General features: G+C 70.8%; 22 protein-coding genes. 19 read left to right on the plus strand and 3 right to left on the minus strand.

Features of this window, described 5'->3' with window-relative positions:
* Positions 1-28 precede the first annotated feature (28 nt).
* Positions 29-1471 (plus strand): recombinase family protein, encoded by a 1443-nt coding sequence (locus MXD62_RS13070; protein WP_248829539.1) that lies wholly within the window; start codon positions 29-31, stop codon positions 1469-1471.
* A 64-nt stretch (positions 1472-1535) separates the two neighbouring features.
* A complete protein-coding gene (locus MXD62_RS13075) occupies positions 1536-2039 on the plus strand; it encodes a hypothetical protein (RefSeq protein ID WP_248829561.1) in 504 nt (167 codons plus the stop codon).
* Between the two features lie 5 nt (positions 2040-2044).
* Here the strand turns inward: MXD62_RS13075 and MXD62_RS13080 are convergent, their stop codons facing one another.
* Complete coding sequence (locus tag MXD62_RS13080; protein ID WP_248829540.1) at positions 2045-2245, minus strand: hypothetical protein; 201 nt, start codon at positions 2243-2245, stop codon at positions 2045-2047.
* A 192-nt stretch (positions 2246-2437) separates the two neighbouring features.
* Here MXD62_RS13080 and MXD62_RS13085 point away from each other — a divergent pair, with 192 nt between their 5' ends.
* Both MXD62_RS13085 and MXD62_RS13090 read left to right on the plus strand, forming a co-directional pair.
* Positions 2438-2692, plus strand: a complete 255-nt coding sequence (locus MXD62_RS13085; protein WP_248829541.1) for a hypothetical protein — start codon at positions 2438-2440, stop codon at positions 2690-2692.
* Positions 2689-2910, plus strand: coding sequence for a hypothetical protein (locus MXD62_RS13090; protein WP_248829542.1), 222 nt, complete (start codon positions 2689-2691; stop codon positions 2908-2910). Before MXD62_RS13085 ends, MXD62_RS13090 begins: the two co-directional genes overlap by 4 nt.
* 4 nt (positions 2911-2914) lie before the next feature.
* On the opposite strand, the gene MXD62_RS13095 is transcribed toward MXD62_RS13090, so the two are convergent.
* A complete protein-coding gene (locus MXD62_RS13095) occupies positions 2915-3175 on the minus strand; it encodes a hypothetical protein (protein WP_248829543.1) in 261 nt (86 codons plus the stop codon).
* Between the two features lie 424 nt (positions 3176-3599).
* Complete coding sequence (locus MXD62_RS13100) at positions 3600-4139, minus strand: helix-turn-helix transcriptional regulator (protein ID WP_248829544.1); 540 nt, start codon at positions 4137-4139, stop codon at positions 3600-3602.
* A 132-nt stretch (positions 4140-4271) separates the two neighbouring features.
* Between MXD62_RS13100 and MXD62_RS13105 the strand changes: the two genes are divergently transcribed.
* From MXD62_RS13105 to MXD62_RS13175, 15 genes are all read left to right on the plus strand, one after another.
* Complete coding sequence (locus tag MXD62_RS13105) at positions 4272-4541, plus strand: helix-turn-helix domain-containing protein (protein ID WP_285224059.1); 270 nt, start codon at positions 4272-4274, stop codon at positions 4539-4541.
* Positions 4538-4777 carry a hypothetical protein gene (locus MXD62_RS13110; RefSeq protein ID WP_248829546.1) on the plus strand — a complete coding sequence of 80 codons (240 nt, stop codon included), beginning with the start codon at positions 4538-4540 and terminating at the stop codon, positions 4775-4777. Before MXD62_RS13105 ends, MXD62_RS13110 begins: the two co-directional genes overlap by 4 nt.
* Before the next feature lie 86 nt (positions 4778-4863).
* The gene (locus MXD62_RS13115) at positions 4864-5052 is read left to right on the plus strand and encodes a hypothetical protein (protein WP_248829547.1); all 189 of its coding nucleotides are present in this window, start codon (positions 4864-4866) and stop codon (positions 5050-5052) included.
* Entirely contained in the window at positions 5052-5309 is a 258-nt protein-coding gene (locus MXD62_RS13120) for a hypothetical protein (protein WP_248829548.1), read from the plus strand. The genes MXD62_RS13115 and MXD62_RS13120 overlap by 1 nt, the downstream gene beginning before the upstream one ends.
* The gene (locus MXD62_RS13125) at positions 5306-5638 is read left to right on the plus strand and encodes a hypothetical protein (protein WP_248829549.1); all 333 of its coding nucleotides are present in this window, start codon (positions 5306-5308) and stop codon (positions 5636-5638) included. The genes MXD62_RS13120 and MXD62_RS13125 overlap by 4 nt, the downstream gene beginning before the upstream one ends.
* Complete coding sequence (locus MXD62_RS13130) at positions 5635-6723, plus strand: hypothetical protein (protein WP_248829550.1); 1089 nt, start codon at positions 5635-5637, stop codon at positions 6721-6723. The genes MXD62_RS13125 and MXD62_RS13130 overlap by 4 nt, the downstream gene beginning before the upstream one ends.
* Before the next feature lie 2 nt (positions 6724-6725).
* A complete protein-coding gene (locus MXD62_RS13135) occupies positions 6726-7787 on the plus strand; it encodes a hypothetical protein (RefSeq protein ID WP_248829551.1) in 1062 nt (353 codons plus the stop codon).
* The gene (locus tag MXD62_RS13140; protein WP_248829552.1) at positions 7784-8107 is read left to right on the plus strand and encodes a hypothetical protein; all 324 of its coding nucleotides are present in this window, start codon (positions 7784-7786) and stop codon (positions 8105-8107) included. The genes MXD62_RS13135 and MXD62_RS13140 overlap by 4 nt, the downstream gene beginning before the upstream one ends.
* Positions 8104-8637, plus strand: coding sequence for a hypothetical protein (locus tag MXD62_RS13145; protein ID WP_248829553.1), 534 nt, complete (start codon positions 8104-8106; stop codon positions 8635-8637). The genes MXD62_RS13140 and MXD62_RS13145 overlap by 4 nt, the downstream gene beginning before the upstream one ends.
* Positions 8634-8897: a hypothetical protein gene (locus tag MXD62_RS13150; RefSeq protein ID WP_248829554.1), complete on the plus strand. Its 264-nt coding sequence runs from the start codon at positions 8634-8636 to the stop codon at positions 8895-8897. Before MXD62_RS13145 ends, MXD62_RS13150 begins: the two co-directional genes overlap by 4 nt.
* Positions 8890-9525 (plus strand): hypothetical protein, encoded by a 636-nt coding sequence (locus MXD62_RS13155; protein WP_248829555.1) that lies wholly within the window; start codon positions 8890-8892, stop codon positions 9523-9525. Before MXD62_RS13150 ends, MXD62_RS13155 begins: the two co-directional genes overlap by 8 nt.
* Positions 9522-9824 carry a WhiB family transcriptional regulator gene (locus tag MXD62_RS38775; RefSeq protein ID WP_248829556.1) on the plus strand — a complete coding sequence of 101 codons (303 nt, stop codon included), beginning with the start codon at positions 9522-9524 and terminating at the stop codon, positions 9822-9824. The genes MXD62_RS13155 and MXD62_RS38775 overlap by 4 nt, the downstream gene beginning before the upstream one ends.
* On the plus strand, positions 9817-10134 hold the full coding sequence (locus tag MXD62_RS13165; protein WP_248829557.1) for a hypothetical protein: 318 nt from the start codon (positions 9817-9819) through the stop codon (positions 10132-10134). Before MXD62_RS38775 ends, MXD62_RS13165 begins: the two co-directional genes overlap by 8 nt.
* Positions 10135-10308: 174 nt before the next feature.
* Positions 10309-11172: a BRO family protein gene (locus MXD62_RS13170; protein WP_248829558.1), complete on the plus strand. Its 864-nt coding sequence runs from the start codon at positions 10309-10311 to the stop codon at positions 11170-11172.
* Complete coding sequence (locus MXD62_RS13175; protein ID WP_248829559.1) at positions 11169-11738, plus strand: hypothetical protein; 570 nt, start codon at positions 11169-11171, stop codon at positions 11736-11738. The genes MXD62_RS13170 and MXD62_RS13175 overlap by 4 nt, the downstream gene beginning before the upstream one ends.
* Positions 11739-11853 lie beyond the last annotated feature (115 nt).

Genomic DNA, 11853 nt, shown 5'->3' on the forward strand with positions numbered 1-11853 from the left:
ATGGGGGTTGGGCGGTAGTGTTCGAACCATGCAGGAGACGGACACGGCGGACGCCTACGCGCGGCTCAGCAAGAACCCGACCGGTCGCAAGGAGTCGTGCGAGAGGCAGCTCCGGGAGATCGGGCAGGCTGCGGCCCGGAACGGGCACAGGATCACCTATCGGGCGAAGGATGACAACTTCTCCGCGTGGAAGCGGAACGTCAAGCGTCCGGGCTGGGAGGCGATCCTTCAGCGGATCGATGCCGGGTTGTGCAGGGTGCTCTATATCTACAGCTATGACCGGATGATGAGGCAGCCCAGGGACTTGGAGGAGCTGATCGACCGTGCGGAGCGGCGAGGGCTGATCGTGGTGACGGCTGCCGGTGCGGCCCGGGATCTGTCGAACTACAGCGATAGGCATTACTTGCGGGGGGAGATCGCGGCGGCGGTGCACTACTCGGACGCGAACTCCGCGAAGAGTAAGTCTGCTCATCGTGAGCTGGCGGAGGCTGGGCATCCGCATGCGGGCGGGTATCGCCCTTTTGGTTTTCGGCTGGTGTCGGGGCGGATGATGCCGGATCCGGATGATCCGGGGGAGATGATCCCGGCGCCTGCGACGTATGTGGTTGATCTCGCTGAGGCGGAATCGGTGCGGATGATCTACGGCGAGTTTTTGGCTGGAGTCAGCCCGGGGCGGATCGCCGAGCGGCTGCATGCGGCCGGGGTGTCGACGGTGACGGGTGTTGCGTGGACCTCGCGGGCGGTGAAGAAGCTGCTTCAGTCGGGGGCGCCGGCCGGGTTGCGGTTGCATCACGGTGTGGTGGCGGCGGTGGGGACGTGGGAGCCGATCGTGCCGCGGGGGCAGTGGGAGGAGGCGCAGCGGATGTTGGCGGAGCGGGCGGCGCCGTCGCCTGCTGCGAAGCATGAGTACCTGCTGACGGGGCTGGTGTTCTGTGGGCGGGAGGGGTGCGGGAAGCCGATGAGGACGATGTCGGGTGGGGTGAAGGGCTATCCGAGTTATTCGTGTTCGGCTCGTCAGGGGTATTTCGGGTGTGGGCGGGTGGATGCGTCGTCCGCGCGGGTGGATCTTCATGTGTCGAGGCGGTTGGCGACGGTTGTGGATGATCCGGATTCGGCTCGGCCGGGTGAGGGTCGGGAGTTGCAGGTGGCGGCGGCTGTCGCGGCGCGGGATGCGGCGAAGCGGCAGCTGGAGGAGATCGCTGAGGACTACGGCGAGGAGCGGATCACCCGGGTGGAGCGGGATGCGGCTCGGCGGCGGCCTGCGGAGCGGTTGGAGGCTGCGGAGAGGGTGTTGGCGGAGCGCCGTCCGGATCTGAGTCTGATCACGCAGGGGAAGCGCTGGGTGGACATGGATTTCCCGCATAGGCGGGCGGTGGCGCGGGCGTGTGTGGAGCGGGTGGTGGTGGCGCCGTTGGCGGCGCCGAATGGTGGTAAGTGGGATGCGTCGAGGGTCCACGTCGACTGGCGGTGAGTGGGCTGGTTGCCTGCGGCTGTTGGGCTCTCGCTAGCCTGGCCCCCTCACAAGGGGGGTACAGGTGGAGGAGAAGGAACACCAGGAACGGCGGGGGGTTGCTTCGGCGGGCGCGGTGGTGGCTTTGGCTCTCGGCGGGATGTTCGCGTTGGGGGCCGTTCTGTCGCCGGATGACGACATCGCAGCCGCGCAGCCTGGGCTGACGGCGACATCGGCGAGTGTGGCCGCCCCAAGGTTTACCTCGCCGAGCCCGGATGCTGCCGCGAGCACTGCGGCCGTGGCAACGACATCGACGGCCTACAGGGCTGCCGTGAGAGATGGCATCGCGGACCCGGACGCCAACGACATCGCCCGTTACTCCCGTCTCCTGGCGGACGGGGTGGAAGCCTGCGGAGAGCCGGAAAGTCAGGTACTCAGAGAGGTTGAGGCCGCCCAGACGATGTTGGCGCACAAGGGCATCAGGCAGAGCAGGGCCACGATCCTCGGTCAGCTGCAGGGCATGGGTGAGTTCGGTGTTGACTGTCTGACGCTCCTCGCCGTGTATGTGACCGGCATGGGCGGGACCTAGAGCGTCTACCTCCCAGCCGGGTTGCCCTCGTCTCGCCACCCGGGCCGATTCGTGTCCAGCCAGCGCTCGACGTCCGCGCGCAGCCACAGGCGGACTCGGCCGTCCGTGCTGGCATACCAAGGCGCCGGGAAGTCCCGGAACCGAGAGATCACGTAGGCGCGGGCGGTAGTAACCCCGAGCCACGCCCGGATCTCAGCGATGCCCACCAGCTCATCCGGTGTCGCTGGCCGTGGTCTACCGGTGCTCTCCACGGGGTGCACGCTGACTGCATCGACATCGATACTCTGTGCGCACTTCCGGTGTCGATGCAGACGCGCTACGGTGCCGGGTATGAGTGAGCCCCACCGGCCTGTCCGCCGATGGGGCTCTGTGGCCGACCCTGGCGAGAGGACCGACCGATGACCCCATCATCCCAGGCTGCGGACGACCAGGCCCCGTACGCGGCTGTTCCGCATGCGGCCCGGATCGACGAGCCCGGGTTCCGGATCCGGGAGAGCCATGTTGACGGGACCGTTGACGTGATGGCTGACCTCGGTGTAAGCGCCGGCCGGTTCGTCGACAAGCTGTCCATCCACACCCGGATCGCCGCGGTTCTCACCGGCGCGTCGGTCGTCGATGGGGTGCTGATGCTGACGTTCTCTCGGCCGTCATGAGCGCGCACCTGTATCTGGATGCGGCCCGGCAGCGTGCTGCTGGCGTTATGGATCGCCGGCCGTTGCTGGTCGGCCTGCTGGTGCTTGACGGCCTGGGCGTGCCGGTCGAGCTGGTGAGCCCGTTCGGGTCGGAGACGGCGGCACGGCAGTGGGCCGCGCAGAACGAGGTGACCCGCTTCCAGGTGCTGCCTGCTCGGCCCGCCGCCGCGCCCCGCTGACCGGTCAGGTGTGGTGGCGCCATCCGGGGCGGTTGGCGTCGAGCCAGGCGTGGACGTCGTCGCGGTGCCAGAGGCGGAGTCGGTGGTGGTCGACGATCGGCGGCGGGAAGCGCCGCGAGTCGGCTACGCGCATGGCGTAGGAGCGGCTGACGCGGTCGCCGGTGCGGGATCCGTACCCGAGGAGGGTGCGGAGCTGGTCGATGTCGACGGCGGCGTCGATGTCGTCGAGGGTGACGGACTTCCGTCGGGGCCACGGTGGGTCCACGCAAGGTCACGTTAGGAGAGTCCGCGGGGGATCTTCGTGCGAAGTCCTCGTGCGGCACCTAGGGATGTCTGGTTTGTCCTGACGTGGGCGTCATGTGTATCGATTTATTCTCTCCGTAACCGCCATGCGCGTTACGTAACGTACCGATGACTCTTGTGGCTCAATTTCAACACAACAATCCGACTTTTTGCCACGAAACCCGTCGCTTGACGGAGTCATATGGCGTTGCGTATTCGCGTGACAGCACACGGGGAGCCATCTCGCCACCGCGCCGATCCGGCGTCGGGTGGCCTTGACGAGAAAGTGCGGGCAGCAGTGAACGCGGCCCGCGATCCAGGACGACCGCCCCGGAGAAGGTGGTTCGCTGCCGGCTGGGCGGCCGGAGCAGTGGAGGGCTACTACCACGGCTCCTCTGGCCGGGAGATCACTCCCAGTCGTCCCGAGGGGGACGATCCGGATCGTGATCAGAACTGAAGTTATCTAGGTCGGCGTCATCGAAGTCGTCGCTGAAGTCCGGCACCGTGGGGGCGGAGCCGGACCGTCGGCGGAGGTCGACGCCCGACTGGAGGGCGGAAGCCCCCACCCTCGCAGGCTGTTGAGATCTGAGCGTCGCGAGCATGGACAGCAGTAGCTCCCGCTGATCAGCGGTGAGCGTCTCGTCCGCGCGAATCGCTTCTTCTGGTGACACCGTCTGCCCTGACGGCAGGTCGTCCGGTAGCCACATACCGAGCCGGCGGCGCAGTTCGACGACGGGGATGCGGAGCGCCGCGGCGAGGTCTGGGGCGCGCTCCTCGGGGATGCGGTGGACGCCCCGCTCGTAGTTGTTGATCTGCGTCTGGTGGACGCCCACGACCTTGGCGAAGGCAGCGGCGCTCCGGTAGCCGGCCTCGGTGCGGGCCGAGCGCAGCCATGCGCCTGCGCGCATCTGCCGCTGCATCTGCTCCAGCTGATCAGCGTCGTCCACAGGGCTTAAGTCTTGCATGACAAGCATTGCCTGTCGTGGCTTACCCCCGGCTTGGCGTTGGCTTACCCCCTAGTAGGACAACGACTTAGGGCTAGCCTTGACAGGCATAAGCCTTAAGACTTAACTCGCACCATGCACACAGACCTGGATGACCTGCGCGTATGCAGGGGGGACCGGATCCGTGCGCTCCGCAAGGGGCGCGGGATGTCCCAGATCGAGCTAGCCAGACAGGCCCGTATCGGTCAGACGCACCTCTGGCGCATCGAGGCCGGTAAGAGCGGCGTCGGTGACGCGGTGCTGATCAGCCTGGCGAAGGCGCTAGAGATCGAAGTCGCAGACCTGTTCGCACGGCCAGTGCCGGGGCCTGCCCGTAGCCCGATGTCCAACAGGGACGTGGCGTGACGAAGGCAGAGGCGGCCAAGGCCGCCCGGGAAGCCCGCCGCGCCGCCGAGGCAGCCCGCGAGCAGGAGCAGTTCGAGCGGGACATGGACGCGTTCTACGCCTCCGGCGGCTGGACCAAGGAACGGCGCGCACGGTTCGCGCCGATCTGGGAGTCCCACCTGCGGTCCGTCGCCGAGCGGCAGGCCGCCGAGGAGGCCGCGCAGACGGTCGAGCCGACGGCGGTCGAGGCCGCGTGACCCCCACAAAGAGCGACGCCCGGTCGAACACCCCTGGAAAGGCACGACCGGGCGTCATTGGGCCCTACGAAGAGGAGCACCAACCCGTGACCACCGTACAGCCCGACCCCACGCGGGTCGACGACCCGGAGCCGGCCACGCTGCCGCTGCCGCGTCGCACCCCCGGCCGCACCTACCCCGGCCGCCCGCCGATCGAGCGGACCGCCCCGGACCTGCCGCCGTCCACCACCGCGCTGATCGCGCTGCTCGCCGGCGCCACGGGGGTGTGTGGCTGATGAGCGTCCTCGACACCACCACCGTCCAGGATGCGGCGGCCGAGCTGCTGCTCTCCGGCGCCGTCCAGATCCACCAGGCGTCCGTGTGGGGCCAGTCCCCGCAGGTGGCCGCGCTGATCCGGCCGGGGGACGGCGACCGGCGCCGGCCCCACGCCGTCACGTTGAAGCACGGGATCTGGGACTGCGACGCGCACCGGTCGAGCACCTGCGCGTGCTGCGTCGCCGTCCAGACCGTGACCGCCGGAGCGCGGGCGTGACCGCCCCCGCGCGCACCCGCACGGTCCGCACCGCGGCCCCGGCCAACCCGTGGCGCACGAAGGCCCTGGACTACCTGCGTTCCAGTCGGGTCATCGTCCTCGCGCTGTCCCGCCGGAACCTGAACCTGCCCCCCGACAGCGTGATCGCGGACATCGCGCCGGCCGACGACGCACACGGCCTGTCGGTGCGGGTCCGGGTGACGCTCGACGAGTACCGGTGGGAGTGCGGCGAGCACCCGATCCGGAACGGCTGGGAGGGCTGCTCGCATCGTCTTGCGGTCCAGATGGTGACGGGCTGGGCGGAGCTCGGCGGGCGGTGGGACGCGTGAGCGACGACGAGCACTGGTACCCGGCGCTGTCCTGGTCGGACGGGGCGCTCCGCGTAGACGTCGAGTCCGGGGTCGTCTGGCCGTCGGTGACAACGATCCTCGGAGAGATCTGCTCGAAGCCCGCGCTGCGCGGCTGGACCGGGCGGGAAGCGGCGAAGTTCGCGCTCGGCAACACCACCACGCTCGCCGGGATGGTCGAGGGCGACCAGTACGACGACGCCGTCCGGCTGGTCGCCGAGGCATCCACCCGGATCGCCGAGGACGCCGCCGAGACCGGTGTGCAGGTGCACCGCTGGCTGGAGGCCCACCTCAAGGGCGAGCACGCCGACTTCACCGACGAGCAGTGGGACCGGGTCGAGCCGTTCATCCCGACGTTGGTCGACTTCTTGGAGCGGACCCGCCCGACGCTCGTGTGGGCCGAGGCCACCGTCTACAACCTGCAGGTCGAGTACGCGGGCACCAGCGACATCGGGCTGACGTTCCCGTTCCCACTCGCCGTGATCGACAAGTCGGGGCGGTTGCTCGGCACGATCCCGGCCGGGGTGCTGGTCGTGGTCGACCTCAAGACCGGGAAGTCGATCTGGCCGGACGCCTACCACCAGATCATCGGCTACCTCGAGTGCACCCACCTCGACCCGAAGAACGGCAACCCGGTCATGCCGATGCCGCGGGCCGGCGGCGGGGTGGTGCTGCACGCCACCCCCGCCGGATGGCGGCTGCACCCGGTGCTGCCAACGCCGTCGATGCGGCGGGCGTGGCGGCACGCACGGGCCTGGTTCGACACCGTCCGCACCCACCACACCGCCGCAGCCGGGATCGGTTTGCAGGCGGACGGCGGGTCGCTGCTGCTGGAAGACCTCCCCGGCATCCCCGCGGCGGTGGCCGCGGCGCTGGCGTGGGCTGACCCGCCGGTGCGGACCCTCGCAGAGCTGGAGGCGTTCGGCCCGGAGGCGTACGGGGCTCAGCCCGGTATCGGTCCGAAGCGACTGGAGAAGGCCCGCGGCCTGCTCGCGCTGGAAGGCCGCACCTGGCCTGTCGCTGCGCCGGCTCCCGCGCGTGCTCGTCGCAGGAAGGTGGCGGCGTAGCCATGCCGATCACAGTGCCGTCGATCCTTGACGCTCAGCGGTCCGGTGTCGAGGACGGGCGGATCCGTCCCGGCACCTCCAAGCCCTCGACGAACCCCAACGCGAAGCCGGGGACGCGGGTACCGGTCCGCCTCCAGAAATGGCGTCTCACCTCCTCCAACCAGAAGGCCATCGAGGCTGTCGCCACCCGGTTCGGTGGCACCCCCCAGCCGTGGGCGGAGTCCCGCCGCGGCACCCAGTGGGAAGTGATCACCGAAACGAACCGGCTTCCGATCTTCATCCCGCCGGCGGTCGCGCTTGACCAATGGATGGAGCTGTGGTCCGGCGGGAAGTGCCTGCGCCGCTGCGAGGGTGGCCCCGGTGCGGTGAACACCCGAAACCGCCGGCCGTGCGAATGCCCGTCGGACGATGCGGAGCGGATCGCGCTGGCGAAGCAGAACCCGCCCGCGGCCTGCAAGACCATGTCGCGGTTCCGGGTCCGGCTGCTCGACGTGCCCGGTATCGGGTTCTGGCGAGTGGAGTGCGGCGGGTTCCACGGGGCTGTCGAGATGAAGGCCACCGTCGACACGCTCGCCGCGCTCGCCGGGCAGGGCCGGCACGTTGCCGCGTTCCTGCGCCTTGACTGGCGTACCGAGCCGGGGAAGCAGTACGTCGTCCCGACGATCGAGGTCCCGGAGACAGAACGGCAGATCCTCGCCCAGACCGCCACCTTGAACGAGATCGCCGCTGGGCATTCGTCGCTGGGCATGCCGACCGCCCGGCCGCAGATCACCGCCGGCCCGGCCACCGCGCCCATCCCGGCACCGGCCGCTCCGCCGCCGGCTGACAGCGCCGACCCCGAGCAGGTGACCGCGCAGGTCCGCCAGATCGCCGCCGAGCTGCGCGCCGTCGCTCTCACCGACCGGGACGCCGGCACCCGCATCCGCGCGATCGGCAACGAGGCCCACCGGCGGGGGCTGCTTGACGAGTACATCCCCGACACCGACCCGGCCACGACCGTCCGGGACACGGTGCTCGACCTCATCGCCGCAGTGGCGGCCGGCCACAAGGACGGTTCCGAATGAGCACCCATCGCGGCCGGCGCCGCATCCCCCGGCCCACCCTCCCGCTGGACCTGCTCGCGAGGCCCGCGCTCACGGCGGGCGCGGTGGTCGTGGTCGTCGCCGGCTGCGTCGTCGGCGTCACCGTCACCCGGCACGACCCGGTGCGGGTGATCCCGGTCGGCTCCGTCGTCCCGCTGCCCACGCCGTCGCCGTCCGTGTCGCCGCTGACCGGGGTGCGGCGGCCGGTGCCGGTGTGCTGGGCGGGCGGCGCCGCCGTCGTGCAGGTCTGTGTCACGCAGGACCCGCGCGCGGTGGTCGACGGCTCGGCGGTCCGCCGATGAGCGACGTCGACCCTGCGGACTCCTGGGAGCACCCGGAGCGGTGGAACCACCAGGACAACGGCCGCCTGTGTGACGCCTGCTGGGACGACTGGCCCTGCCAGTACGCCCTGGACGATGCCGCTCCCGAGCGCACCGTCCTCCGCGCCGGAGACCAGGCCCTCGAAGACCTGCTCGACCGGCTCGACGACGCCACCGCCGACCGCTCCGGCTGGGTCGAGCCCGACCAGCGGCCGGTCATCGTCCGCCACGTCAAGGAGTTCGTGGTGTGGGTTGACGCCGACCCCGACGTTGAGGATGTGGCCGCCGGCTGGCGAGACGAGCCGTACGGCCTTGTCGATGCGGACGACGAGCCGTTCGACGCCTACATCGACGTTGAGAACGTCGACAGCCGGTGGGGGTCCGTGTACGAGCGCAGGTCCGGGCCGGCGTGGAAGTGCCCGGACTGCGGTCTGCTGGCCGGGCCGGACCTGCTCCGGCACTACACGCACCGGGTCGACTGCCCGCGGGTCGCGCTGGTGGCGGCGTCGTGACCGCCTCCGACCTCCAGTCGCTACTCGCCGACGAACACGACACCGACAAGGCCGCCGAGGACCTGGCCGACGAGATCGACGAGGCGCTCAGGTCCGACCTCAACCACTTCCTGTCCGACGGCTGGCGCGCCCAGGTCGACGAGGACGGCATCGACGCCGACCCGTGGGAGCTCGTCGCGGTCGGCCCGGATGGCCGGGCCTATCTCGTCGACATCACGGTCCGGCTGCGGCCTTTCGAGGGGGACAACGATCATGTCTGAGAGCTACCTCATGTTGGACCTCGACGACATGTTGCGCCGCGCCGAAGCCGGCGACATCGACGGGACCGACGTCAGCGCGCTGGTCGCTGACGTCCGCCGGAAGCACCGGCTTCTGGTCGAGGCGGAGACGGCGCGTCACACCGCCGAGAAGCAGGTCTTCGACGTCAGCGGCGAGCTGTCCACCGCCCGCCGCGTGATCGACGCGGCGCAGAGCATGCTCGGCGCGGCTCTGATGCCCGGCCACCCGGAAGGTGGGCCGCTCCTCGGTGAGGGCATCCGGCAGCTCGTCGCCGAGCTGGAGACGGTGCGCGCCGACCGCGCCAGCGCCTACGCCGCGGCACTCGACGCAGATCAGACGCTCGGCGCGGCCCGGCGTGCGCTGGCCGACGCTGAAGCGCAGCGCGCCGAAGCCCACGATGACCGGGATCGGGCGCGGGACATCGCCGTCGCCCTCGAGCAGGAGAACGCCATCCTGCGGCAGGGGCTGGAGCGGATCCGGGACCGGGCGGACGTGACGCCGGAGGAGGCGCAGGCCAACGAGCACGCGGGGATCCCGTGCGCGTTCTGCTCGGCGGCCGGGATCGCTCAGTACGTGCTCGACATGACCGACCCGGCGGCCGGCCAGTGACCGCGCCCACGATGCCCCGCGTGCAGGGCCAGCCGCCCCGCGGCCTCGGCATCCCGTTCCCGCCCGAGCTGGACGACGCGGCCTGCCGGGACCTCGACGACGCGGAGTTGATGCATCCGGGCGTCGACCACGTGGAGGGCAACAACGCCGCGCTCCGCGTGTGCGCGGCCTGCCCGGACGAGTCCCGCTGGTCGTGCCTGGGAGACGCGCTGGCGTGGCCGGGGCCCGTCAGCGGTGTTTGGGGCGGACGGACCGAGAACGAGATCAACACGATGAAGAGGAAGACCCGCCATGCCTGACCCGATCGTGATCCCGATGGGCCGCGCCGTTCTCTGCGACTGGTGCAGCGAGGACCTCACCGACGACACCCGCACCGGCGGGTTCCTGTTCCAGTCCAAGGCCGTCGGGCCGTGCTGCGCCGAGCGGACCGAGAAGGACGTCCGCTCGTACGGCGAGGAGCGGTTCATCCGGGGCCGGTGCACGCCGGGGATGGCGTTCGCGGACTGGGTGCGCCAGCTGCGCGCCCAGGTCCCGGGCGGCGACTCGATCACCATCGTTCGCGGCGACGACGTCCAGGGCGCGCTCGACCAGATGTTCGGCGGCGGCTGAGCCCGGCCCGATGAGACCCCGGCGCTGGCAGCCCTACCCCCCCGGGGAGGCCGGCGCCGGGCTGGGCGGGGCGTCCACCCCCGAGGCGCCCCGCCCACCAGACCTGAGACCCGCCCCGGGCCGCGTGCAGACGACACCGCCGCCCGGGGCGCACCCCGTAGAGAAGAGGAGCCCGTGACCGAGATCGTCCCGTTCGACTTCGAGGGCACCGCCGTCCGCGTCCTCACCATCGACGGCGAGCCGTGGTGGGTGGCCGGCGACGTGACCCGGGTTCTCGGCTACCGCCTCGCCAGTGACGCCGTGCGGTGGCTCGACGACGACGAAAAGGGTACGCAGCCAGTGCGTACCCCTGGAGGAGTCCAGAACGCCCTGGTCGTGAACGAGCCGGGCCTGTACTCGCTGATCCTCCGCAGCAAGATCGAAGAAGCGAAGCGTTTCAAGCGCTGGGTCACCCACGAGGTCATCCCGTCAATCCGCCGGACTGGCCGCTACGAGGTGGCCCCGGCTCCCGCCGCCCCGGCCGCGCTCATGCCCTCGCACGCGGAGGCTCTCCGCGGCTGGGCTGACGCCCTCGAGCAGCAGCAGATCGCCGTTGCCCGCGTCGCCGAGCTGGAACCATCGGCCCGCTCGTTCGATGTCCTCGCCGCGGCGCACGGCGACTACTCCGTCGCCGGAGCCGCGAGCATCCTCAACCGCGACGAGAACATTCACACCGGCCGCGACCGGCTTTTCGTGACCCTGGAGAAGTTCGGCTGGATCTACCGGGAGCGCGCCACCCGCCGGTGGGTCGTCTACCAGAAGGCGGTGGACGCGGGCCGGGTTGTCGGCCGTATCCAGAAGCCTTTCCGTCACCCGCGTACCGGCCTTTCCACGGTGAGTACTCCGCAGGTGCGGGTGACCGTCAAGGGCATTCACGACCTGCACCGGCGGCTCGGGGGCATCGGCCCGATCGACCTGTACATCGCCGAGGCCCCGCCCGAGGAGGAAGAGGAGTTCGCCGGGGCGCAGATGATGCTCCTTGACGGTGGTGCCGCGTGACCGCGACCCAGCTCGACCTGCTCGCCGCGCTCGACCCGGCACCGCCCGCGGCCACGCCGTGGACATTCGCGGCGCCGTCGCCGTACGGGCCCAACGCCCACGACCCGCGCGCCGCGCTGCTGGACCACCTGGCGGTCGCTGTCGCGCTGCACGGCGGTGACCTCGCCGGCTGGGACGGCCAGGAGCCACCCCGTAGGCCCGACGCCCCGGAGCTGCTGCCGCGTCGTATCCGCGCCGGTATGCCCGCCGGCTGGTCGGCCACGGTGGGCATGGCCGACGCGATGCTCTACACGTCCAAGATGGCCGGCCGGGCCGGGCTGGCGTACAACACGTGGTCCCGTGCCCTGGGCGACCTGGCCTGCCAGCCCGGCGGGGCCAGCCTGTTCGGCCAGCACTGGTGCGCCGACCCGCACGACGGCTGCCCGAACGGCGGGCCGAATGTCGGCCCGAGCTGGCCCGAGCTGGCTGCCCGGTGCCGCTGGGCGATCGGCCGGCCGGAGTGGCAGGAGCCGCTCGACGAGCTCGGCGCGCTGCTGGCCGATGACGCGCTGGGAGCCGCGGCGTGACCGCCGGGCCCTGGCCGACGGTGGCCCGCTGCTCCTGTGGCCGGCTCGACATCGAGCACGACTTCCGCGACGCCACGAAGACGCTGCCCGAGCGCCGCGTCGGCACCGACGACGG

Source organism: Frankia sp. Mgl5, assembly GCF_023242985.1.
Classification (GTDB): Bacteria; Actinomycetota; Actinomycetes; order Frankiales; family Frankiaceae; genus Parafrankia; species Parafrankia soli.

Excerpts from the sequence above, each read along its gene's own strand:
- MXD62_RS13070 (WP_248829539.1), top strand. The coding sequence starts at position 29 with ATGCAGGAGACGGACACGGCGGACGCCTACGCGCGGCTCAGCAAGAAC.
- MXD62_RS13085 (WP_248829541.1), top strand. The coding sequence starts at position 2,438 with ATGACCCCATCATCCCAGGCTGCGGACGACCAGGCCCCGTACGCGGCT.
- MXD62_RS13090 (WP_248829542.1), top strand. The coding sequence starts at position 2,689 with ATGAGCGCGCACCTGTATCTGGATGCGGCCCGGCAGCGTGCTGCTGGC.
- MXD62_RS13105 (WP_285224059.1), top strand. The coding sequence starts at position 4,272 with ATGCACACAGACCTGGATGACCTGCGCGTATGCAGGGGGGACCGGATC.
- MXD62_RS13120 (WP_248829548.1), top strand. The coding sequence starts at position 5,052 with ATGAGCGTCCTCGACACCACCACCGTCCAGGATGCGGCGGCCGAGCTG.
- MXD62_RS13135 (WP_248829551.1), top strand. The coding sequence starts at position 6,726 with ATGCCGATCACAGTGCCGTCGATCCTTGACGCTCAGCGGTCCGGTGTC.
- MXD62_RS13140 (WP_248829552.1), top strand. The coding sequence starts at position 7,784 with ATGAGCACCCATCGCGGCCGGCGCCGCATCCCCCGGCCCACCCTCCCG.
- MXD62_RS13145 (WP_248829553.1), top strand. The coding sequence starts at position 8,104 with ATGAGCGACGTCGACCCTGCGGACTCCTGGGAGCACCCGGAGCGGTGG.
- MXD62_RS13155 (WP_248829555.1), top strand. The coding sequence starts at position 8,890 with ATGTCTGAGAGCTACCTCATGTTGGACCTCGACGACATGTTGCGCCGC.
- MXD62_RS13165 (WP_248829557.1), top strand. The coding sequence starts at position 9,817 with ATGCCTGACCCGATCGTGATCCCGATGGGCCGCGCCGTTCTCTGCGAC.